The 21,233-nt window shown below is 61.8% G+C and carries 16 protein-coding genes, 2 tRNA genes and 2 pseudogenes; 3 read left to right on the top strand and 17 right to left on the bottom strand.

Going from position 1 to position 21,233, the window contains the following annotated elements:
- Positions 1–96 precede the first annotated feature (96 nt).
- Both QN413_RS20240 and QN413_RS20235 read left to right on the top strand, forming a co-directional pair.
- Entirely contained in the window at positions 97–453 is a 357-nt protein-coding gene (locus tag QN413_RS20240) for a hypothetical protein (RefSeq protein WP_323498369.1), read from the top strand.
- A gap of 14 nt (positions 454–467) precedes the next feature.
- On the top strand, positions 468–1,625 hold the full coding sequence (locus QN413_RS20235) for a phospholipase A (protein ID WP_323498368.1): 1,158 nt from the start codon (positions 468–470) through the stop codon (positions 1,623–1,625).
- Positions 1,626–1,632: 7 nt separating this feature from the next.
- Here the strand turns inward: QN413_RS20235 and QN413_RS20230 are convergent, their stop codons facing one another.
- Positions 1,633–1,932: a hypothetical protein gene (locus QN413_RS20230; protein ID WP_323498367.1), complete on the bottom strand. Its 300-nt coding sequence runs from the start codon at positions 1,930–1,932 to the stop codon at positions 1,633–1,635.
- 239 nt (positions 1,933–2,171) lie between these two features.
- On the opposite strand from QN413_RS20230, the gene QN413_RS20225 reads away from it, so the two are divergent.
- Positions 2,172–2,864: a Crp/Fnr family transcriptional regulator gene (locus tag QN413_RS20225; protein WP_323498366.1), complete on the top strand. Its 693-nt coding sequence runs from the start codon at positions 2,172–2,174 to the stop codon at positions 2,862–2,864.
- Between the two features lie 68 nt (positions 2,865–2,932).
- Here QN413_RS20225 and QN413_RS20220 read toward each other — a convergent pair.
- From QN413_RS20220 to QN413_RS20145, 16 genes and pseudogenes are all read right to left on the bottom strand, one after another.
- A tRNA-Phe gene (locus QN413_RS20220) sits at positions 2,933–3,008 on the bottom strand.
- A gap of 39 nt (positions 3,009–3,047) precedes the next feature.
- The gene (locus QN413_RS20215) at positions 3,048–3,749 is read right to left on the bottom strand and encodes a response regulator (RefSeq protein ID WP_187053263.1); all 702 of its coding nucleotides are present in this window, start codon (positions 3,747–3,749) and stop codon (positions 3,048–3,050) included.
- 45 nt (positions 3,750–3,794) lie between these two features.
- Positions 3,795–6,115, bottom strand: a pseudogene (locus QN413_RS20210) (ATP-binding protein); the annotation flags it as partial.
- On the bottom strand, positions 6,112–6,804 hold the full coding sequence (locus QN413_RS20205; protein WP_323498364.1) for a DUF4390 domain-containing protein: 693 nt from the start codon (positions 6,802–6,804) through the stop codon (positions 6,112–6,114). The gene QN413_RS20205 and the pseudogene QN413_RS20210, both read right to left, overlap by 4 nt.
- The gene (gene rsmB, locus QN413_RS20200) at positions 6,755–8,041 is read right to left on the bottom strand and encodes a 16S rRNA (cytosine(967)-C(5))-methyltransferase RsmB (protein ID WP_323498408.1); all 1,287 of its coding nucleotides are present in this window, start codon (positions 8,039–8,041) and stop codon (positions 6,755–6,757) included. Before rsmB ends, QN413_RS20205 begins: the two co-directional genes overlap by 50 nt.
- A 136-nt stretch (positions 8,042–8,177) precedes the next feature.
- Positions 8,178–8,747 (bottom strand): lema family protein, encoded by a 570-nt coding sequence (locus QN413_RS20195; protein WP_323498363.1) that lies wholly within the window; start codon positions 8,745–8,747, stop codon positions 8,178–8,180.
- A gap of 101 nt (positions 8,748–8,848) precedes the next feature.
- On the bottom strand, positions 8,849–13,078 hold the full coding sequence (rpoC, locus tag QN413_RS20190; RefSeq protein WP_323498362.1) for a DNA-directed RNA polymerase subunit beta': 4,230 nt from the start codon (positions 13,076–13,078) through the stop codon (positions 8,849–8,851).
- A 20-nt stretch (positions 13,079–13,098) separates the two neighbouring features.
- A complete protein-coding gene (gene rpoB, locus QN413_RS20185; RefSeq protein WP_323498361.1) occupies positions 13,099–17,223 on the bottom strand; it encodes a DNA-directed RNA polymerase subunit beta in 4,125 nt (1,374 codons plus the stop codon).
- Positions 17,224–17,510: 287 nt separating this feature from the next.
- The gene (rplL, locus tag QN413_RS20180; RefSeq protein ID WP_187053269.1) at positions 17,511–17,882 is read right to left on the bottom strand and encodes a 50S ribosomal protein L7/L12; all 372 of its coding nucleotides are present in this window, start codon (positions 17,880–17,882) and stop codon (positions 17,511–17,513) included.
- A 46-nt stretch (positions 17,883–17,928) separates the two neighbouring features.
- Complete coding sequence (gene rplJ, locus QN413_RS20175) at positions 17,929–18,474, bottom strand: 50S ribosomal protein L10 (protein WP_323498360.1); 546 nt, start codon at positions 18,472–18,474, stop codon at positions 17,929–17,931.
- A gap of 261 nt (positions 18,475–18,735) precedes the next feature.
- Positions 18,736–19,434, bottom strand: a complete 699-nt coding sequence (gene rplA, locus QN413_RS20170; RefSeq protein ID WP_187053271.1) for a 50S ribosomal protein L1 — start codon at positions 19,432–19,434, stop codon at positions 18,736–18,738.
- Positions 19,435–19,866, bottom strand: a complete 432-nt coding sequence (gene rplK / locus QN413_RS20165; protein ID WP_187053272.1) for a 50S ribosomal protein L11 — start codon at positions 19,864–19,866, stop codon at positions 19,435–19,437.
- Positions 19,867–20,014: 148 nt separating this feature from the next.
- Positions 20,015–20,614, bottom strand: a complete 600-nt coding sequence (nusG, locus tag QN413_RS20160) for a transcription termination/antitermination protein NusG (RefSeq protein ID WP_323498359.1) — start codon at positions 20,612–20,614, stop codon at positions 20,015–20,017.
- Positions 20,614–20,997, bottom strand: a complete 384-nt coding sequence (secE, locus tag QN413_RS20155) for a preprotein translocase subunit SecE (protein WP_187053274.1) — start codon at positions 20,995–20,997, stop codon at positions 20,614–20,616. Before secE ends, nusG begins: the two co-directional genes overlap by 1 nt.
- A gap of 72 nt (positions 20,998–21,069) precedes the next feature.
- Positions 21,070–21,145 (bottom strand) — tRNA-Trp (locus QN413_RS20150).
- An 11-nt stretch (positions 21,146–21,156) separates the two neighbouring features.
- A pseudogene (locus QN413_RS20145) lies at positions 21,157–21,233 on the bottom strand (elongation factor Tu); the annotation flags it as partial.

Below are 21,233 nucleotides of genomic sequence, written 5' to 3'. Positions count from 1 at the left end.
GCTTTGGCTGCCACCTTGTTGCTGTCAGGCTGCATCGCCTCAACGACCGCTATGGCAGATAGCGGATCAGGCACGTGTCCTGCAAGTGCGAGCGACATGTCGACCGAAATGCTCTACGGCACCTGGCAAGTCCGCTTCGACGATGCGCCCGCGATAGCCATCGTCACGCTCGGCAAGCACCCGGACTACGACGGTGTGCGCGGCACGATCACGCGCGATGGCGCCCGAAGTGGCGACGCTGCTTTGCGCTCGGTAGCGCAACTTGCAGGCGACATCGACGCCGAAGGTCAGCTTGCAATCGACGAATCGCAAGACGGGCGCAGCATCAGCGGCGTGTGGGACGGCACGCTGCAGCCCGGCTCTTGTGGCGAGGAATTCAGGGGGACGTGGCGCAACGTCGCCGACGAGAGCACGCATCCGTTCGTGCTCCACAAGACCGGCACATATCGATGATCGCAAGGACAGCAATGACTTCAAACATTCGTACGCTCGCCGCGCTGCTGGCCCTATTTGGCTTCGCAGGCGCAAAGGCGCAAGCTGCGGACAAGCCACCGAGCCAACTCGCCAGCGCGCAACTCACCTGGCAGCAGTGCAGCGCGCTGGGGGCGAGCAACGACGCACGGCTCGCGTGCTACGACCGTTGGGCTCAGCAGCAGACTCTGCCACCGACGTCCGTACCGACCGCGCCGCCCGTGCTGGCCACGACACAGCCGGCCACCCCCGTCGATGCGTCCATACCGGCAACCCGCGTGGTGTCGGTCAGCACCGAAGAAGGTTGCCGCGACCGCCAATATTCCGAGCTGTCGCGCTTCTGGGAGTTGGAGAACGGCAGCGACTGCGGCACCTTCGTGTTCCGTGGCTATCGCCCGATCAATGTCTCGTTTTCAGCGGCCAGCGACAAGCCGGAAATCCCGACGTCACCGGCCGAAGGTCACACCGGCACCGCGACCGCGTACCAGGCCAACGAGATGCGCATCGGCGTCTCGATCAGAACCAAACTGGCGCAAGGCCTGCTGACGCAAAACGATCCACAAAAAAAGGATTCGCTCTGGTTCGGCTACTCGCAGCAATCGACCTGGCAGATTTTCAACAGCGAGCTGTCGCGCCCCTTTCGCACTACCGACCATGAGCCTGAGCTGATGTACGTCTACCCCACCGACTTCGCCTTACCCGGGGGGTGGAGATGGCGCTATGCCGGCCTCGGTCTGGTACACAACTCGAATGGCCAGAGCCTGCCGCTGTCGCGCAGCTGGAACCGTACGTACCTGATGGGCGGCATGGAATTGGATGACCGCTTTACCGTCACCGGCCGCATCTGGAAGCGCATCAACGAGAGCGCCCAGAGCGACGACAACCCGGATATCGAGAACTTTGTCGGTCGCGCTGAGATCACCGGCCGCTGGAACTTGAATCGCGACAACACGCTCGGCGTCACGGTGCGCAACAACCTGCGCGACAGTGGCCGCGGGTCGGTGCGCTTCGAGTGGCTCAAGGCCATCGGCGATCCGACCAGGAGCAACCTGCGCTTTCATACGCAGCTGTTCCATGGGTACGGCGATACGCTGGTCGACTACAACCGCAAACGCACTGTGCTGAGCATCGGCCTGAGCCTGGTCGACTTCTAGCGCAACCCTAGCGTACCGGCGCCGGCGCTGAACTCCAGCTCGGGTCGATGCGGCCCGGCAAGCCCAGCTGCTTGTCGACATGCAGTTCGTGATTGATCTGCTCCAGCAAATGTCCGAGGCGAATGGCCTCGGGACGCGCGGATGCAGCCCCGGTTTCGAGCAAGCGCATCTGCTCGGCGAAAGCCTCGGTCAGCTGCACCCATGCATCGAACGACGCGCTGACACTGCTCGATGGCATGTGCGGCACCGTCGTAGTGCCCATCGCATCATCGACGGAATAGTCCGCAGCAAAACCATCGTCGTTCATGGCTTGGAGTCTCCGTCTGAATGTTGCAAGCTTGAGTTACTCTTGTAGACCCGCAAGTTGAATCGGTCTGTACGCAAGCGAACGTGCGTGCAGCACGAGGGCACGTGCAATGACAAACGGTTTCGCGGCGCCTATCGACCGGCCTCATACTGTCCGTTCGCTTCGAAACGGCATTCGCGACACGGCCTGCAACTGCTGGCTCCTCCCCCTTTCGGAGGCGCCAGCAACCGAAAGCCTTCTTGCCCACTTCGTCGAATCAAATGATCGAGCGGCTGCCGCGCGCCGCCCGTTCCAGGCTCATCGCAATCTGCGAACCGCACCCGCTGGTACTGTCCGAAGTCCTTTGCGAAGCCAAAACGTCCACGCGTCACGTTTACTTTCCGACGGAGGGCTTTATCTCGCTGGTGTCCGTCATCGATGGGAACCAAGGCATAGAGGTCGGAATGGTCGGACAAGAAGGCATGCTGGGTGCGCATCTGGCGCTCGGCGTGGCTTCGCAGCCTCTGCACGCGCTGGTACAAGGTACCGGGTCGGCATTGCGGATCAATGCTCGCGCCTTTCGCGCCGAGCTGAGCCAAAGCCCGGCGTTGCAAAGCGCGGTCTTTCGTTATCTCCATGTGCTGATGGCTCAGCTCGCTGTATCGACCGCCTGTGTGCGCTTTCACTCCGTGCAACCAAGATTGGCCCGTTGGCTCTTGATGAGCCAGGACCGAGCAGCCTCGGACGGTTTTCGTGTCACGCATGAATTTCTGGCCTACATGCTCGGCGTTCGAAGGGTGGGAATCACTTCTGCAGCGAGCGCATTGCGGCGCGATGGGCTGATCAGCTATCACCGTGGTGACGTGACAGTGCTCGATCGCAAAGGCCTGGAAGCCGCTGCCTGCACTTGCTATGCGGCGGATTGCCGGTCTTACGCAGCTGTCATGGGGTGAGGCGGCCCGCCACTGCGGCCCGCATAAAAAAACGGATTGCGCTGACGCGCAATCCGTTGATTTCAATTTGGTGGCCTGGGGCGGAATCGAACCACCGACACGCGGATTTTCAATCCGCTGCTCTACCAACTGAGCTACCGGGCCATACACACAAGCTCTTGCAAGCTCGAATGCAGCCTCAAATTATACCGCGCTGCGGCGGCCCCTAGAAAGGTCGACGCCAAGTTGTTTGAGTTTGCGATAGAGGTGCGTGCGTTCAAGGCCGGTCTTCTCGGCAACTCGCGTCATGGAACCGTTTTCCATGGCGAGGTGAAATTCGAAGTACGCCTTTTCGAAGCCGTCGCGTGCGTCACGCAATGGGCGGTCGAGGTCGAAGCTTTGGTTCGATTGGGGGCCTGGGTCCGTAGCTGGGATGTGCAGGGGGGGCGGCACCATCGTGCTGTCACTCACAGTGGTCAGCGCTGCAGCGAAGCTGCTCGATGCGGCAGCCGGCACCACGTTCGCAGCAGCCCGACGTGCGCTCTCGCGAGCGAGACCCTGTTCGACTGCCTTGAGCAGCTTCTGCATCGTGATCGGCTTTTCGAGGAAAGCGAACGCGCCGATGCGGGTAGCGTCCACTGCCGTGTCGATGGTCGCGTGGCCGCTCATCATCACGACCGGCATGCTGAGCAAGCCAGCTGTCGACCACTCCTTCAAGAGCGTGACGCCATCGGTGTCCGGCATCCAGATGTCGAGCAGCACGAGATCGGGCCGAGCGCGCAGCCGTGCGGCGCGCGCCTCGGCTGCGTTCTCTGCGAGTTCCACGTTGTGGCCTTCGTCATTGAGAATTTCGAAGAGCAGGTCTCGTATGCCCAGCTCGTCGTCGACCACGAGGATATTTGCCATGAATGCTTGTTTACTGCGCCGGTATGAGGCCCGCTCGCCAAAGAAAGACTTTGCGTCTTCGGTGTGAGCGACCGCTATTGCGGATCGCCTGCCAACGCGAATGATAACGAGACTTGCGCTCCTGCTACAGCTCCGTCGGACACGCGGTTGCTCAGCTCGATGCGCGCACCGTGTTCATCGGCGATTTTCTTGACCACCGCGAGCCCGAGACCGGTGCCTTTGGTCTTGGTCGTGACATAGGGTTCAAACGCTCTTTTCAGGATGTTCTCGGCGAAGCCCGGCCCACTGTCCTGCACCGTCAATCGCACCCGTTGGCCGGAGTCGGAAAGGCGCGTGCGAATGCTGATCTCGCCGGCGCGACCGAGACTGTGGGCAGCCGTTTCCGCCGCGTCCTGAGCATTTTGTAAAAGGTTGTGAATCACCTGCCGAATCTGTTGTGCATCGCCTCGAATCGGCGGGCAACGCGGGTCGAGTTCGGACAACACGGCGATAGGCGCGTTCTCGGCACCATACAGTTGGAGCACGTCGCCGACGAGTGCGTTGAGATCGACCGCCTTGAGGTCTGCAGCGGGCAGGCGGGCGTAGTCACGAAACTCGTTGACCAGCCGCTTCATCGCGTCGACCTGGTCGACGATGGTCTTGACCGATTTGGTGAGGATCGCCTGTTCAGGCGCTGCCACCTTGCCAGACAACTTCATCTCCAGCCGCTCTGCCGACAGCTGAATCGGCGTCAACGGATTCTTGATTTCATGTGCCAGCCGCCGCGCCACCTCGCCCCATGCCTGCGCGCGCTGTGCCGACACGATTTCGGAGATGTCGTCGAACACCAGAAGCCGAGCGGCGCCCGGCAGCTCCGCCCCCCGCGCCACGAGATTGATGGCGTCCTGCGACAGGCCGTTGCCCGAAGCGTGCAACTCGAAAGCATGCTGCCAATGGTCCAGCCCATGCTGCAGGCGCTCGACCTGGAAGTCGTCGAACTGCTGCTGCACGTCTTGCCCAAACTCGGTCAGGCCCGGCACTTCGCTCAGCAAGCGACCTTCGAATGCGGCCAGCGGCGCCCGCAGAACACGCGTGGCGCCGGGGTTGATCGAGAGCATCGTGCCCCTCGCGTCCAACACGATCACGCCCGAGGTGAGGTTGTCGAGAATGGTCTGGAGATTGGCCCGCGCGGCGTCGAGCTGCCCCATCGTCTTTTCGACCGCGCCGCGGGCGTCCGACAGCTGTTGCGTCATGACGGCGAAAGAGCGCGTCAGCCCACCAAGCTCGTCCCTGCCTTGCAACACTGCGGTCGGTCGCAGATCGCCAGCTGCGACCTGCCTCACGCCGTCGGCCAATACCAGCAATGGTCGCGCCAGCTGGGTGCCGAACAGCACCGCCAGCAGCACGGCGCCGAACACCGCCAGGAACAGACTGAGCGTGAGCGTACCGATGTACATGCGCCGAAGGCCCTCGCGCGCCAGCGCTCGCTCCTGGTATTCGCGGTTGGCTTCCTGCACCGCCAGCGCGTTGGCAACGACGGCGGGCGGCAGAGGTTGCGTCACTTGCAGGTAGCGAGGCTCGGTATTGAAATCGAAGCCCGGTCGCTGGACCAGCGCCAGGGCACGAATGGTGGCGGCGGGTGGCGCATTGGTGCCCGGTGCCGGCACTTCGTCCAGCCCTTCGATGTGCGCGATCGGTCGATCGGCGCGCACCTGTCGAAACTGCTGCTGCGTCGGTCGCTCGGGACTGAGCTGAAAGCGCGAGGCGCCGGCACTGGCGACCAGTTGCCCGGTGCCCGTCCAGAGCACCACGTCGCTGGCGCCCAACTGGTCGCGAATACGCTCGAGCAGCAGGCCGGCGCTCGCATCGGATACCTCGGCGAGTTGGCTACTGGCGACGCGTGCTTTGGAAGCGAGCTCGTCGGACAAGGAATCGAGCGTGGCACGGCCGAGGTTCAGCCCGGCGTCGAGCGCGCCCTCTACCTTGACGTCGAACCAGCTTTCGATCGACCTTGCGACGAATTGATAGGACACCACGTACACCAGCGCGCCCGGTACGACGCCAACGAGCGCGAAGATGGCCGCCAGCTTGATGAGCAACCGGCTGCCGAACTTGCCCTGCTGCAACCGGCGCAACAGCCTGAAAGCGACCCAACCGATCACCAGCACCAGTAGCGCCGCGACCACGACGTTAATCCCGAAGAGGCGCGCGTAGTTCTGCTCGTAGAGCGCGCGGTTGTTGGTCGCCTGCGCAAGCAGGAAGATCAGCACCAAGCCGATGGCCGCAACCAGTGCGACCCCTACGCCGACGGCCCAGCGCACGGCGCGCGAACGGCGCGCAGCGGGTGACGACGCGCCGCCGCGAGGGCCGCCATTTCCGCTACTCACTTCAGTTTCTCCAGTGCCAGGCGCGCGCTGCGTTCGACCACGATGTTCCAGTCGGCCTGCCCCGCCACGCCGATCTGGAACGGCCGCGGAAGTTGCGTGGTGTCGAGCCTGAAACTGAACTGCACGGGCTGCGTCGCCTCGTCGCCAACCTCGCTCCGGTCGGCCAGCCGAAGCCTTCCGACGCGTTTGATCGCGTCCAGAGCTTCGGGCAGGCTGTCGAAGTTCTGGTTCAAGGACACGCCCAAACCCGCATTCGCGATAGGCACCGACGACACGTTGAGCCGCCAGCGCCGGCTGAGTGGCTGGTAAGCCAGCCGCATGTGGCGCGTGGCCGACCCGACCTTGCGATCCGCCCAGTACCAACGCTCACGATAAAGCTCCGCGTCGACCACGAAATAGATAGCGATACCTTTGTCGAGCACCTCACCGACGCCCAGGGGCAGTTCGAACTGGACCTGCGCGGTCAAATAGATGCCGTCGTCGGCCTCCTCCAGCCGCATTTGAGTAATGGAGGCTTGGGGCGAGTCGGCCAAGGCGGGCTTCGTCACACCTGCCAGCGTGCCAATGACAAGCAATGCTGCGAGCGCGACGATCTGACGCCGGCGCATCGGCAAACCGACCGCTGCCAGAGCGCGCAACTCAGCCGGTGCGCTTTTCGAGCAGGGCGTAGAAGAAACCGTCGTGTTCACCCAAGGCATTGTCCGGGACGGCATGGGCAATCCCGGCGCTTTGGGGTAGCAAATGGCCGGGCGAAGGTCGCAATCGGGCGTCGGTGTTGTGCGCAAGAAACGCATCGATCTGGTGCGAGCCCTCTTCACGAAAAACCGAACAGGTGCAGTAGACAAGACGTCCTCCAGCCCGCACCAGCGGCCAGAGTGCGGCCAGCAGCTGGGCTTGCTGGGCCGCCAGCTGCTCGATGTCGCTCTCACGGCGCAGCCATCGGACGTCCGGATGGCGACGCACGATGCCCGACGCCGTGCAAGGCGCGTCGAGCAGGATGGCATCGAATGGCGTACCGTCCCACCAATTTTCCGGTCGCGCAGCGTCGGCCACGACGATATTCGCCTGCAATCCGAGCCGCGTCAGCGTTTCCTGGATACGGCCAGTGCGCGCGGCGTCGATTTCGAGCGCGGTGACATCGAGGCCGCGTCCACGGTCGAGCTCCAGCAGGTGCGCAGTCTTGCCGCCGGGCGCGGCGCAGGCGTCGAGCACTCGCAGACGCGCCCCGGACGCCAGATCGAAGCCTTCGAGCAGCAGCGGCGCGGCGAGCTGCGCGGCGGCGTCCTGAACCGACACTTCGCCTTTGGCAAAGCCGGGCAGTTGCAGCACAGGTCGCGCGCGGCCCAATTGCACGCCGCTCGTGCCCACGGCCTTGGCGGTCTGCCTGTCGGCTGTCAGGGCGACCAGGTAGTCGGCAACCGACGTCTTGCGGAGATTGACGCGCAACGTCAGCGGCGCTTGCAGGTTGTCGGCCGTAAGCACGCGCTGCCAATCGCGCGGATGGTCGCGCCGCAGCCGCTCAATCCACCAGCGCGGATGGTTCCACTGCGCGACCGGCTCGCGTTCCGTCACCTCGACCAGCTCGTCGCGCTCTCGCAGAAAGCGCCGCAAGCAGGCGTTGATGAAGCTCGCTTGGGCACGCGTGGCGGGGTTGCGCTTGGCGGCCTCGACGGCTTGATCGACCAAAGTAAAGGGCTCGTACGGCGCACGGCCAACGTCCCACGCCAAAGCCAATGCGGTGCAAAGCAGCGCGTCGGCGGCCGGTGGTGGCGTGCGTTTGGCGAGGTGCCGACGCAGCGCCTCGGCGCGCCCGAGCCATCGCAGCACCTGGAAGCCGAGCGCCTGCACGCCGGGCCGCATGGCGGTCTCCACATTTTCGAAGGCGACGGAGCCGGACACGCCGCTCCGGATGGCGGCCAGGGCCATCGCTGTCAGCTGCAATTGGCGCCAAAGCGGCGGCTGGTTCGGCGCAGTGCCGCTGGAGGGGTCTGTGAGATCGGGCAAGTTGCCGCCATGGTAACGGGGCGCGCGAGCTGCCGCCGCTGCGGCGAGGTCCAAGGCGTCAAAGCAAGGGCGCCGCCGGACGCAACCGCGTGATCCAGGCGATGAGCACAGGGGGAAACTGCCGAATGGCAGCGTTGTATTGCGCAACGGCCGTGTTGAACTGCCCGCGCGCAATCTCCGCTGCAGCCGATGGTTCCGGCCATGCAATGAAGCGGCTGAGAAATGGTGATGACGGCGCTTCGTCGACGCCCTTCAGAGGCGCAGGTCGCGACAGCGTGCCCTCGGCATCGAAGCTGACGACATCGTCGGGATGCAGGCGCTGCCATGCCGACAGCATGACGTTAAGGGCCGTCCCGAGCGCGTCGATGCGCTCGGGGTCGAGCGGGCGCATCCGCGTCGCTGCCAGCAGTGTGGTGAGCTGCGTGGTGGCTGCCAGCAAAGACTCCGCCCCGACGGCCGCGTTGGCCTGGACGAACTCGAGTTGCCGCAGCAATGCGGCGTCGAGGATCGCATACGCCTGGAAGGCCGCAGAACGCAGCCTGACCATCCGGTTGTAGGCACCGACGAACCAGAACAGCAACAGCGCACAGCCGATCCAGAAAGCCAATGAATCAGGGGCCGCACTCATCGCCGGAACAGAATGAAAAACGCCCTCCGTCCGCAAGCGGAGGGAGGGCGTCGGATACCGGTCATGCCGGCATGCTAACGCGCGGTAGCGCGTGGGGCCGATTACTCGGCTGCGGCGCCTTCGCCCGCGTCGGCCGTCGCAGTGTCGTCGCTGGAATTGCCAGCCAGTTCGGCCGCTTCCGAATCGGCGATCGCGCGGCGCTCTGCCTCGTCCATGGCGTCCTTGACCTTGCGTGCCTGGTGGTACGCCATGCCGGTGCCTGCGGGAATCAGGCGGCCGACGATGACGTTTTCCTTCAGGCCGCGCAGTTCGTCGCGCTTGCCCATGATGGCCGCTTCGGTCAGCACGCGCGTGGTTTCCTGGAAGGAAGCCGCGGAGATGAACGAGTCGGTCGACAGCGATGCCTTCGTGATACCCAGCAGCAGGTTGGTGAACGTCGCGGGGATCTTGTCAGCGGCGCGCAGGGCGTCGTTGGTGTTGAGCATTTCGCTGCGTTCGACCTGTTCTCCGGAGATGTAGTTGGTGTCGCCGATGTTGTCGACAACGACCCGACGCAGCATCTGGCGAACGATCACCTCGATGTGCTTGTCGTTGATCTTCACGCCTTGCAAGCGATACACGTCCTGCACTTCGTCCACGATGTAGCGCGCGAGTTCTTCCGAGCCCAGCAGGCGCAGGATGTCCTGCGGATCGGCCGGTCCGTCGACCACAGACTCGCCCTTGTTCACCACCTGGCCTTCGTGGACCAGGATGTTCTTTTCCTTCGGCACGAGGTCTTCATAGACGCCGCCTTCGGGATCGGTGATCTGCAGGCGAATCTTGCCCTTGGTCTCTTTACCGAACGACACGGTACCGGTCATCTCGGCCAGCATGCCCTTGTCCTTCGGTGAACGGGCTTCGAACAGCTCCGCCACACGCGGCAGACCGCCGGTGATGTCGCGCGTCTTCTGACCTTCGACCGGAATGCGCGCCAGCACTTCGCCAGGGCCCACGTCCTGGCCGTCGCGGATCTGGACCAGTGAGCCGATCGGGAAGCCGATCGTCACCGAGTGGTCGGTGCCGGGGATCTTCACTTCGTTGCCCGTGCCGTCGATCAGCTTGACCTGAGGACGAACCACCTTGGTGGCACCGCGACGCTTCGGATCGATCACGACCAGGGTCGACAGACCGGTCACTTCGTCGACCTGCTTGGCAACCGTGAGACCTTCTTCAACGTTCTCGAACTGGGTCTTGCCGGCGAACTCCGTAATGATCGGGCGCGTCAGCGGGTCCCAGTTGGCGAGCACATGGCCAGCCTTGACTTGCTGATCCGCCTTCACCGCCAGGATGGCGCCGTACGGCACCTTATGACGCTCGCGCTCACGGCCATGCTCGTCGTGAATCACGATTTCGCCCGAACGCGAGATGACGACCAGATCGCCCTTGCCGTTGGTCACGTAGCGCATCGTGGCGTTGAAACCGATCGTGCCGTTGGACTTTGCTTCGACGCTGGAAGCGATCGCCGAACGCGATGCCGCACCGCCGATGTGGAAGGTCCGCATCGTCAGCTGCGTGCCGGGTTCGCCGATCGACTGCGCCGCGATCACACCGACAGCTTCGCCGATGTTGATCAGGCCGCCGCGACCGAGATCTCGTCCGTAGCAGGTGGCGCAGATACCAAAACGCGTTTCGCACGTGAGCGCGGTCCGCACCTTGACTTCGTCGACGCCTTGCGCCTCGAGCACTTCGATGTTGTCCTCGTCGAACATCTCGCCGGCCTTCAGCAGCACCGAACGATTTTCCGGATGCAGCACGTCTTCGGCCGCCGAACGACCGAGGATTCGGTCCCGCAACGATTCGATGGTTTCACCGCCTTCGACGATGGCGCGCATGAGGTAACCACCGTGCGTACCGCAGTCCTGCTCGATGACCACCAAGTCTTGCGTCACGTCGACCAAACGACGCGTCAGGTAACCCGAGTTGGCCGTCTTCAATGCCGTATCGGCCAGGCCCTTACGGGCACCGTGGGTGGAGATGAAGTACTCCAGCACGTTCAGACCTTCGCGGAAGTTCGCGGTGATGGGCGTTTCGATGATCGAGCCGTCGGGCTTGGCCATCAAACCGCGCATGCCGGCAACCTGGCGAATCTGCGCAGCGGAACCGCGAGCGCCCGAGTCGGCCATCATGTAGATCGAGTTGAAGGACTCTTGCTCGACGTCCTTGCCATGGCGATCGATGACGCGCTCTTTCGAGAGCTTGGACATCATGACCTTCGACACTTCGTCGCCCGCCTTGCCCCAGATGTCGACCACCTTGTTATAGCGCTCGCCAGAGGTCACCAGACCCGAGACGTATTGCTGCTCGATCTCTTTCACTTCCTTGGCCGAGCGCTCAATGATGCCGTGCTTTTCGGCGGGCACCAGCATGTCGTCGATGGCGATCGAGATACCGGCTTTGGTGGCGAGACGGAAACCGTTCTGCAACAGCTTGTCGGCGAACACCACTGTCTCTTTCAAACCGCACTTGCGGAACGAGACGTTGATGAGCTTGGAAATTTCTTTCTTCTTCAGCGCCTTGTTGATGTTCGAGAACGGCAGGCCCTTCGGCAGGATCTCGGACAGCAACGCACGGCCTACGGTCGTGTCGACGAGCGAGGTCGACGCGGTGAATTCGCCGGTTTCCTTGTCCTTGGCGTACTCGGTGATGCGCACCGCCACGCGGGCGGTCAGCTCGACCACGTCGGCGTCGAGTGCACGCTGAACTTCGCCGATGTCGGAGAAGATCAGGCCCTCGCCCTTGCCGTTGATGCGGTCGCGGGTCGTGTAGTACAGACCCAGCACCACGTCTTGCGACGGCACGATCGATGGTTCGCCGTTGGCCGGGAACAGCACGTTGTTGGAGGCCAGCATCAAGGTGCGGGCTTCCATCTGCGCTTCAACCGACAACGGCACGTGGACGGCCATCTGGTCACCGTCGAAGTCGGCATTGAAAGCCGCGCAAACGAGTGGGTGCAGCTGGATCGCCTTGCCTTCGATCAGGATCGGCTCGAACGCCTGAATGCCCAACCGGTGCAGCGTGGGTGCACGGTTCAGCATGATCGGGTGCTCTTTGATCACCTCTTCCAGAATGTCCCAAACCACCGGCGTGCCGGATTCGACTTCCTTCTTGGCCGCCTTGATCGTCGTCGCGATGCCCATGGCCTCGAGGCGCGAGAAGATGAAGGGCTTGAACAGTTCGAGCGCCATCAGCTTTGGCAAGCCGCACTGATGCAGCTTGAGGGTCGGACCCACCACGATGACCGAACGACCCGAGTAGTCGACCCGTTTGCCCAGCAAATTCTGGCGGAAACGACCGCTCTTGCCTTTGATCATGTCGGCAAGCGACTTGAGTGCACGCTTGTTGGCGCCCGTCATTGCCTTGCCGCGACGACCGTTGTCCAGCAGCGAGTCGACGGCTTCCTGCAGCATCCGCTTTTCATTGCGCGCAATGATTTCCGGCGCCTTCAGTTCCAGCAGACGGCGCAGGCGGCTGTTGCGGTTGATGACGCGTCGATACAGGTCGTTCAGGTCGGAGGTCGCAAAACGGCCACCGTCGAGCGGCACCAGCGGACGCAGGTCCGGCGGCAGCACCGGCAGCACGTCGAGCACCATCCAGTTGGGCTTGATGCCCGACTTGCGGAAGGCTTCGAGCACCTTGAGGCGCTTGGAGTTCTTCTTGACCTTGACTTCGGAACCGGTCAGGTCGCCGCGCAGGCGTTCGATCTCGCTGTCGAGCTCGATGCCTTCGAGCAGATCCTTGATGCCTTCGGCGCCCATCTTGGCAGTGAACTCGTCACCGAATTCCTTGCGCTTGGTGTCGTAGTCGTCTTCGGACATGATCTCGCGCTTCTTCAGCGGGGTCATGCCGGGGTCGGTGATCACGTACGCTTCGAAATACAGCACGCGTTCGATGTCGCGCAGCGTCATGTCGAGCACCAGGCCCAGACGCGATGGCAGCGACTTCAGGAACCAGATGTGGGCGCAAGGTGCGGCCAGATCGATGTGACCCATGCGCTCGCGGCGCACCTTGGTCTGCGTGACTTCAACGCCGCACTTCTCGCAGATGACACCGCGATGCTTAAGACGCTTGTACTTGCCGCAAAGGCATTCGTAGTCCTTGATAGGGCCAAAAATCTTCGCGCAGAACAGGCCGTCGCGCTCGGGCTTGAACGTGCGGTAGTTGATCGTTTCCGGCTTCTTCACTTCACCGAAAGACCACGAACGGATCTTCTCGGGTGAAGCCATGCGGATGCTGATGGCATCGAAATGCTCATCGGGCGTGAATTGCTTGAACAGGTCGAGTAGTGACTTCATGTGACTCTTTCCTTTTCTGCTTATGAACGTTCGAGTTCGATGTCGAGGCCGAGGGAACGAATTTCCTTGACCAGCACATTGAACGATTCCGGCATGCCGGCTTCGATGGAGTGTTCGCCCTTGACGATGCTCTCGTACACCTTGGTACGGCCCACAACGTCGTCGGACTTCACCGTCAGCATTTCCTGCAGGACGTAGGCAGCGCCGTAGGCTTCGAGTGCCCACACTTCCATTTCGCCGAAACGCTGACCACCGAACTGAGCCTTGCCGCCCAGCGGTTGTTGCGTAACGAGCGAGTACGGACCGGTCGAGCGCGCGTGCATCTTGTCGTCCACCAAATGGTGAAGCTTCAGGAAGTGCATGTAGCCGATGGTGACCGGACGATCGAACTGATCACCCGTGCGGCCGTCGTACAGGTAGGCCTGCGTGCGCGTGTCGGTGAGACCCTTGAGCTTGGCGATCTCTTCCGGATAAGCGAGCTTCAGCATGCCGCGGATTTCTTCTTCCGAAGCGCCGTCGAACACCGGCGTCGCGAAGGTCACGCCGGCCGCCAGATTGGCGGCCATCGCCAGCACATCGCTGTCGCTCAGTTGCGCCAGGTCTTCCTTGCGGCCGGAGCCGTTGTAGAACTGGTCCATGAACTTGCGCACTTCGGCCACCTTGGCCTCGGCTTGCAGCATGTCGCCGATGCGCTGACCGATGCCCTTGCCGGCCCAGCCCAAATGCACTTCGAGGACCTGGCCCACGTTCATGCGCGAAGGCACGCCCAGCGGGTTCAGGCAGATGTCGCACGGCGTGCCGTCGGCCATGTGGGGCATGTCTTCGACCGGAACGATCTTGGACACGACGCCCTTGTTGCCGTGACGGCCGGCCATCTTGTCGCCGGGTTGCAGGCGGCGCTTGACGGCCAGGTAGACCTTGACCATCTTCAGCACGCCAGCCGGCAGCTCGTCGCCTTGCGTCAGCTTCTTGCGCTTCTCTTCGAACATCAGATCGAAGCTGTGACGTGTTTGCTCCAGCGAGTTCTTGATCGATTCAAGCTGCGAGGCCACTTCGTCGTCCGCTGGGCGGATGTCGAACCAGTGGAACTTCTCGACCGACGTAAGGTACGCCTTGTCGAGCTTGGTGCCCTTGGCCAGCTTGTTCGGGCCACCATTCGCAGCCTTGCCGGTCAGCAGCTTCTCGATACGGTCGAACGCATCGGCTTCGACGATGCGAAGCTGGTCGTTCAGGTCGAGGCGGAAGCGCTTGAGTTCGTCGTCGATGATCTGCTGCGCACGCTTGTCGCGCACGATGCCTTCGCGGGTGAACACCTGCACGTCGATCACGGTGCCTTGCGAGCCCTGATCCACCCGCAGCGAGGTGTCCTTCACATCGGATGCCTTCTCGCCGAAGATGGCGCGGAGCAACTTTTCTTCAGGCGTCAGTGTGGTCTCGCCCTTCGGCGTGACCTTGCCCACCAGCGTATCGCCCGGCTGCACTTCGGCACCGACGTAGATGATCCCGGATTCGTCCAGCCGGTTGAGCTGTTGCTCGGCAAGGTTCGGGATGTCGCGGGTAATTTCTTCGGCACCCAACTTGGTGTCGCGCGCCATGACCACCAGCTCTTCGATGTGAATCGAGGTGTAGCGGTCTTCGGCGACGATCCGTTCGCTGATCAGGATTGAGTCTTCGAAGTTGTAGCCGTTCCATGGCATGAACGCGATCAGCATGTTCTGGCCGAGGGCCAGTTCGCCGAGGTCGGTCGATGCGCCGTCGGCCACCACGTCGCCCTTGGAAATGTGGTCTCCACGCGCCACGATCGGGCGCTGATGAATGTTGGTGTTCTGGTTCGAACGCTGATACTTGATCAGGTTGTAGATGTCCACACCGACTTCACCGGCCGCCGCTTCGGCGTCGTTCACGCGCACCACGACACGGGTCGCATCGACATAGTCGACCACGCCGCCGCGGGTGGCCGTCACCACGGTACCGGAGTCGACCGCGGAAACGCGCTCGATGCCGGTGCCGACGAACGGCTTTTCAGGGCGCAGCACAGGCACGGCCTGACGCTGCATGTTGGCACCCATCAATGCGCGATTGGCATCGTCGTGCTCCAGGAACGGCACCAGGGATGCCGCGACCGACACGATCTGCGCCGGCGACACGTCCATGTACTGAACGCGCTCGGCACCGACCAGGATCGATTCGCCGGCTTCACGTGCGGAAACCAGGTCACCGGTCAGCTTGCCGTCCTTGTCCAGAACCGCATTGGCCTGGGCAATGACGTACTTGCCTTCTTCGATGGCCGACAAGTAGTCGATGTCCATCGTGACCTTGCTGTCAGCCACGCGACGGTAGGGCGTTTCGATGAAGCCGTATTCGTTCAGGCGGGCGTACAGAGCCAGCGAATTGATCAGGCCAATGTTCGGGCCTTCAGGCGTTTCGATCGGGCACACGCGGCCGTAATGGGTCACGTGCACGTCGCGCACTTCGAAGCCGGCACGTTCACGCGTCAGACCGCCCGGGCCAAGAGCCGACACGCGGCGCTTGTGGGTGATTTCGGACAGCGGGTTCGTCTGGTCCATGAACTGCGACAGCTGCGAAGCGCCGAAGAACTCTTTCAACGCCGCCGAGATCGGCTTGCTGTTGATCAGGTCGTGCGGCATCAGCGGCTCTTGCTCCGCTTGACCCAAACGTTCCTTCACGGCCTTTTCGATCCGTGCCAAACCGGTGCGGTACTGGTTTTCGGCCAGTTCGCCGACGCAACGTACCCGTCGATTGCCGAGGTGGTCGATGTCGTCGACTTCGCCGTTGCCATTGCGCAGGTCGACGAGGATCTTGACCACTGCCAGGATGTCTTCGTTGGTCAACACCATCGGACCGGTCGACTCGTCGCGACCGACCTTGGCGTTGAACTTCATACGGCCGACGCGCGAAAGATCGTACGTGTCCGGGTTGTAGAACAGACGCTGGAACAGCGCTTGCACCGCGTCTTCCGTCGGCGGCTCGCCGGGACGCATCATGCGGTAGATGGCCACACGCGCTGCGAACTCGTCAACGGTTTCGTCGATGCGAAGGGTTTGCGAGATGTACGCGCCCTGGTCGAGTTCGTTGGTGTAAATCACCTGGATGTCTTGAACACCCGCTGTGCGCAGCTTCTTCAGCAGCGCTTCGGTCAGCTCATCGTTGGCCTTGGCCAGAATTTCGCCGGTGTCGGCTTCGACGATGTTGCGGGCAATGACGCGGCCAACCAGGAAGTCTTCCGGCACGCTGATGTGCGTGGTCTTCGACTCTTCCAGTTCACGCGTGTGGCGCGCGGTAACGCGCTTGTCTTTGGCGACCACGACCTTGCCGGACTTGTCGGTAATGTCGAAACGGGCGACTTCACCGCGCAGGCGTTCGGACACGAACTCCATCTGCGCGCCGCTGTCCATCAGGCGGAAGTTGTCATTCACGAAGAAGTTCGCGAGGATCGATTCCGGGTTCAGGCCGATGGCCTTCAACAGGATCGTGACAGGCATCTTGCGGCGACGGTCGACGCGGAAGTACAGCATGTCCTTCGGGTCGAATTCGAAGTCGAGCCACGAGCCGCGGTAAGGAATCACGCGGGCCGAGAACAGCAGCTTGCCGCTCGAATGGGTCTTGCCCTTGTCGTGCTCGAAAAACACGCCCGGAGAACGGTGCAGCTGCGACACGATGACGCGCTCGGTACCGTTGACGATGAAGGAACCCTTCTCGGTCATGAGCGGTACTTCGCCCATGTAGACCTCTTGTTCCTTCACTTCTTTCACCACCTTCGACTGCGAAGTCGACGACTCGCGGTCATAGATGATGAGTTGAACCTTGGCGCGCACGGCCGAGGCGAAGGTCAACCCGCGGGTCTGGCATTCGCGCACATCGAACGCCGGTTTCGCCAGGTTGTATTCGAGGTACTTCATCTCGACAAAACCGTTGTGCGAGACGATAGGGAACGCCGCTGTGAAAGCGGCTTGCAGACCTTCTATGGTGCGCTTGGTGGGCGCGATGCCGGCTTGCAGGAACGCGGTGTACGCGTCTTTCTGCATCTGCAGCAGGTAAGGGATTTCGACGACGCTGTCGCGATTGCCGAAACTTTTTCGGATGCGCTTGCGCTCGGTGTAACTGTACGCGGACGTTTGGGCCATGAGAGCTCCGGGGCTTGAGATCTTGCGCGACTTGAGTCGATGCTTTCGCACCACTCCCTGGCGGCTGGCCACTACCAGCCCTGGCGGACGGCGATGCATTGCACATCGCCCGAACCAAGGGGTCTTCTGTAGTCGGGGTCAGAAGACACTAGAAAGTCTTGAATTGACTTTCTGGTGGCCTCTCGGAGCCCGTTAAAAACCGCACCGCAGCATGGATTTTGAACGCGCTCTGAAAGCGGCAAAGGCTGGAGGGCCATAAAGCCCTCCAGCCCTTCGCGGAAACCGAATTACTTCAGTTCCACCTTGGCGCCGGCATCTTCCAGCTTCTTCTTGGCAACTTCGGCGTCAGCCTTGGACAGGCCTTCCTTGACAGCCTTGGGAGCGGCTTCGACCAGATCCTTGGCTTCTTTCAAGCCCAGGCCGGTGATTTCGCGCACAGCCTTGATCGCCGAAACCTTGTTCGGGCCAGCTTCCATCAACATGACATTGAATTCAGTTTGTTCTTCAGCGACTGCGGCGGCTGGGCCGGCGGAAGCGGGGCCTGCCATGGCAGCAGCGCTCACGCCAAACTTCTCTTCGATGGCTTTCACCAGGTCGTTGAGTTCCAGGACCGTCATGCTGTCGAGCGCGGTCAGAAATGCGTCTTTATCGAATGCCATTTTTGTTTCCTAACAATTGGGTTGAAATGTTTAAACGCAAGCCGGCTTACGCTGGCTGCGCTTCGGCTTCTGCCGGAGGTGCATCGGGTGCTGCTTCTACCGCGCCTTCGCCACGTTTCGCCGCCAGCGCCGCGAGCACGCGAGCGGTACGGGAAATGGGGGATTGCATCAAGCCCAGCAATTGCGCCAACAACACTTCCTTCGAAGGAATGCTGGCCAGTTGCTTCACGCCGTTCACGTCCAGGACTTTGCCGCCGAATGCACCGCCGCGAATCACCAACTTGTCGTTGGTCTTCGCGAAATCGGCCACCACTTTCGCGGCGGCCACGGCATCGACGGAAAAACCGTAGATCAGCGGACCGGTCATCTGGTCACCGAGGACTTCGAATGCGCTACCAGCGACAGCACGGCGTGCCAGCGTGTTTTTAAACACGCTGAGAGTCACACCCTTGCTGCGCGCTTCATTGCGCAACTTGGTCATATCGGCAACCGTGATACCACGGTATTCCGCCAGAACGAGCGTTTGAGCTTTTGCGGCGAGGCTGGTCACGTCACCGATGACCGCTTCTTTCTCACTGCGATTCAGACTCAAGGTCTACTCCTTTTAATGCGCCTCTCAGCCTGGTTTTTGCCACAGCCTCGGGACGCGCTTCATGCAGCGACCAACCGTTCAGGAAACAAATCCTTTGCAGCGGGATCGCCATCTGCGCTGGTCGCCTCTCGCGCGGGGGAGGCAATTAAGTACAGGCTGCCCTGCACACCAACGGTCTTGGATGGCCCACGGCAACAGAAGCTGCCGCGACCCACCACATCGCCCCGCCGTTCGAACAGCAGGGCAAATTCTCTTGCTCTCTCAGCTCGCCGAGATGGTTTGCGTGTCCACGCGGACACCTATGCCCATCGTCGACGAAACAGCCACCTTGCGCAGGAACACGCCCTTGCTGGTCGCCGGCTTGGCTTTCACCAGCGCTTCGATCAGTGCAACCAGATTGCCCTGCAACTTGTCGGTGTCGAAAGAACGACGTCCGATCGTGCCGTGGATGATGCCGGCCTTGTCGACACGGAACTGCACCTGGCCTGCCTTCGCGTTACGAACCGCTTGGGCGACGTCGGGCGTCACAGTGCCGACCTTCGGGTTCGGCATCAAACCGCGTGGGCCGAGGATCTGGCCCAACGTACCGACGACGCGCATGGCATCCGGCGCAGCAATGACCACGTCGAAAGGCATATTCCCCGCCTTGACCATCGCGGCCAGGTCGTCCATGCCGACGATGTCGGCGCCGGCCGCCTTGGCTTCTTCAGCCTTTGCGCCCTGGGCGAACACAGCCACACGCTTGGTCTTGCCGGTGCCGTTGGGCAGCACGACAGCGCCACGCACGACTTGATCCGACTTCTTTGCGTCGATGCCGAGTTGCACTGCGACGTCGATCGATTCGTCGAATTTGGCGGTGGCCGCGTCTTTCACGAGACCAATAGCTTCGATCAAGGCGTACAGCTTGTCGCTGTCCACTTTGCCTTCAGACACTTTTTGTTTTTTGGTGAGCTTGGACATTTACACGCCCTCCACAGTCACGCCCATCGAACGGGCAGTGCCGGCGATGGTGCGAACCGCTGCGTCCAAATCGGCAGCGGTCAAATCCTTCATCTTCGTCTTGGCGATCTCTTCGAGCTGGGCGCGCGTGATCTTGCCGACCTTGACGGATTGCGGCGTGGCCGAACCCTTGTCAATTTTGATCGCCTTCTTGATCAGGATGCCCGCTGGTGGCGTCTTGATAATGAAGGTAAAGCTCTTGTCAGCGAACGCAGTGATGACCACTGGCAGCGGCAGGCCGGGCTCGACGCCTTGAGTCTGCGCGTTGAACGCCTTGCAGAACTCCATGATGTTCAAACCGCGCTGGCCCAATGCGGGACCGATAGGCGGTGAGGGGTTGGCTTTACCAGCTGGCACTTGCAGCTTGATGAAGCCGACGATTTTTTTCGCCATGCTTTTCTCCTTGCGGGTGATAACGCGTTGGCTGGTTCAGCCTCGGCTCCCCGGGGGTTAACGACTCTTCGATAAAAACCGCGTGCGAGTCGGACTACGCGCGGTCAAAATTGGTTCCGGTCTTCCGACCGGCGGCATCAGGTCTGGCTCAGGTCTTTTCGACCTGGCTGAACTCGAGCTCGACCGGCGTCGCGCGGCCGAAGATCATGACCGAAACGCGGACCTTGCTCTTCTCGTAGTTCACTTCTTCGACGGTGCCATTGAAGTCGGTGAACGGGCCGTCCTTGACGCGCACGAACTCGCCCGGCATGAACTCGACCTTGTGACGGGGTTTCTCGGAGCCCTGCTGCATCTGATTGACGATGTCTTCGACCTCTTTTTGCGAGATCGGGGCTGGCCGATTTTTCGCACCGCCGACAAAACCCGTCACCTTGTTGGTGTGCTTCACCAGGTGCCAGCTCTCGTCGTCCATGATCATTTCGACCAGCACGTAGCCCGGGAAGAAGCGACGCTCTGTGGTGCGCTTCTGACCATTCTTGATTTCGACGACTTCTTCTGTCGGCACCAGAATGCGACCGAACTTGGCCTGCATCCCCACGCGGCTGATGCGCTCGAGGATGTTGCGTTCGACGGCCTTTTCCATTCCAGAATAAGCGTGCACCACATACCAGCGCAGATCCGGGTTGGCAGCAGGTGCCAACAGCGGATTCACCTCTTCCGGCGTGGTTTCAACAACTTCTTCGGTCATTATTTTCTCCAACCCAGAATGAGGTCAAAAAACACCCATTCGAGCGTCTTGTCGGTGAGCCAAAGGAAAACGGACATGATCGCGACGAAGCCGAACACGTACGCCGTCATTTGCATCGTTTCCTTGCGCGTCGGCCAGACGACCTTCTTGACCTCACGCCAGGAGTCGCGCCCGAAAGCCCAGAGCTGACGGCCGTTTTCAGAACTGGCGAATGCACCCACCGCTGCCGCGAGCAACACGAGCAACACGGCCCACTGCACCAGCGAGCCCTGGCGCGTGAGCAGGTAGAACGCGACGATGGCGCCCACAGCCAGCAACACCGCCGCAGCCAATTTGGCTTTGTCTGCACCGGTGCTCACGGTTTCGATTTGAGAAGTTGCCATGGTTGGCTGTGTTTCCTTAGACGCCGAAGCCCGTCAGGACATGACGGGCTTTTCAAGAGCTGCCACCTCAGGTGGCAGGGGCAGTAGGAATCGAACCTACAACCTTCGGTTTTGGAGACCGACGCTCTGCCAATTGAGCTATACCCCTTCGTTATCTTCTTAAGCGAGGACCTTGGCCACGACGCCAGAGCCGACGGTCTTGCCACCTTCGCGGATGGCGAAGCGCAGGCCTTCTT

Origin of the sequence: Variovorax sp. LG9.2 (genome assembly GCF_035018885.1) — a bacterium.
Taxonomy (GTDB): domain Bacteria; phylum Pseudomonadota; class Gammaproteobacteria; order Burkholderiales; family Burkholderiaceae_C; genus Variovorax.
This window is presented reverse-complemented; position numbering and strand designations above follow the sequence as displayed.

What these genes read in the sequence shown, in the direction of transcription:
- rplA (WP_187053271.1), bottom strand. Translation starts at nt 19,434, where the DNA reads ATGTCCAAGCTCACCAAAAAACAAAAAGTGTCTGAAGGCAAAGTGGAC.
- rplL (WP_187053269.1), bottom strand. Translation starts at nt 17,882, where the DNA reads ATGGCATTCGATAAAGACGCATTTCTGACCGCGCTCGACAGCATGACG.
- rpoB (WP_323498361.1), bottom strand. Translation starts at nt 17,223, where the DNA reads ATGGCCCAAACGTCCGCGTACAGTTACACCGAGCGCAAGCGCATCCGA.
- QN413_RS20195 (WP_323498363.1), bottom strand. Translation starts at nt 8,747, where the DNA reads ATGAGTGCGGCCCCTGATTCATTGGCTTTCTGGATCGGCTGTGCGCTG.
- QN413_RS20240 (WP_323498369.1), top strand. Translation starts at nt 97, where the DNA reads ATGTCGACCGAAATGCTCTACGGCACCTGGCAAGTCCGCTTCGACGAT.
- nusG (WP_323498359.1), bottom strand. Translation starts at nt 20,614, where the DNA reads ATGACCGAAGAAGTTGTTGAAACCACGCCGGAAGAGGTGAATCCGCTG.
- QN413_RS20230 (WP_323498367.1), bottom strand. Translation starts at nt 1,932, where the DNA reads ATGAACGACGATGGTTTTGCTGCGGACTATTCCGTCGATGATGCGATG.
- QN413_RS20215 (WP_187053263.1), bottom strand. Translation starts at nt 3,749, where the DNA reads ATGGCAAATATCCTCGTGGTCGACGACGAGCTGGGCATACGAGACCTG.
- secE (WP_187053274.1), bottom strand. Translation starts at nt 20,997, where the DNA reads ATGGCAACTTCTCAAATCGAAACCGTGAGCACCGGTGCAGACAAAGCC.
- QN413_RS20235 (WP_323498368.1), top strand. Translation starts at nt 468, where the DNA reads ATGACTTCAAACATTCGTACGCTCGCCGCGCTGCTGGCCCTATTTGGC.
- rpoC (WP_323498362.1), bottom strand. Translation starts at nt 13,078, where the DNA reads ATGAAGTCACTACTCGACCTGTTCAAGCAATTCACGCCCGATGAGCAT.
- rsmB (WP_323498408.1), bottom strand. Translation starts at nt 8,041, where the DNA reads ATGGCCCTGGCCGCCATCCGGAGCGGCGTGTCCGGCTCCGTCGCCTTC.
- rplK (WP_187053272.1), bottom strand. Translation starts at nt 19,866, where the DNA reads ATGGCGAAAAAAATCGTCGGCTTCATCAAGCTGCAAGTGCCAGCTGGT.